Genomic DNA, 615 nt, shown 5'->3' on the forward strand with positions numbered 1-615 from the left:
GGCGTTATGTGCTTATGAGGAAAATTGACATGGAAGTGGTAGAGGCCAACCCTGATTTGGCCCCAATATTAGCGAGTTATGCGAAAGAATGCCTAGAATCGGGTATTCCAAAATATTCGGGTGTGGAGCAAGATCCGACAGCTTATTTGTCAGGTTTGGTCGAACGTTCTAAGGCAATCTCCGAGTTGCCAAAGGGATATTTACCTAGTACAACTTACTACTGTGTATCGAACTTCGAAATTTTAGGTGCAATCCGAGTTCGCAAAGGTACTAATGCCAATGTAGAAAATGTCATTGGTCATGTTGGCTACGAAACTAGACCGTCAGCTCGTGGTAAGGGTGTAGCCTCATTTCTGCTTGCTTGGGTGCGAGACCATGTTGTCATTGATTCAGTTATTGTTACTTGCTCAATTGACAATCCCGCGTCTCAAAAGGTCATCGAAAACTGTGGTGGTGAATACCTCGGTAACTACACAGATGACAGTGAGGGTACGGTAAGGCGCTACCGTTTAGCACGCACATAACAAAGCATTCAAGAGTGATTCGCAACGCTTGGCAGTTTCGCTTCGCTCAAGTATAGCCAAGCGCTGCTCACACCTTAATGCGGCGTTATGT

At 45.5% G+C, this 615-nt stretch carries 1 protein-coding gene; it reads left to right on the forward strand.

The window, feature by feature from the left end:
* The coding region (locus tag B3C1_RS20020; protein WP_336391141.1) for a GNAT family N-acetyltransferase at positions 1-524 on the forward strand (524 nt) is incomplete at its 5' end.
* Positions 525-615 lie beyond the last annotated feature (91 nt).

Source organism: Gallaecimonas xiamenensis 3-C-1 (genome assembly GCF_000299915.1).
Classification (GTDB): domain Bacteria; phylum Pseudomonadota; class Gammaproteobacteria; order Enterobacterales; family Gallaecimonadaceae; genus Gallaecimonas; species Gallaecimonas xiamenensis.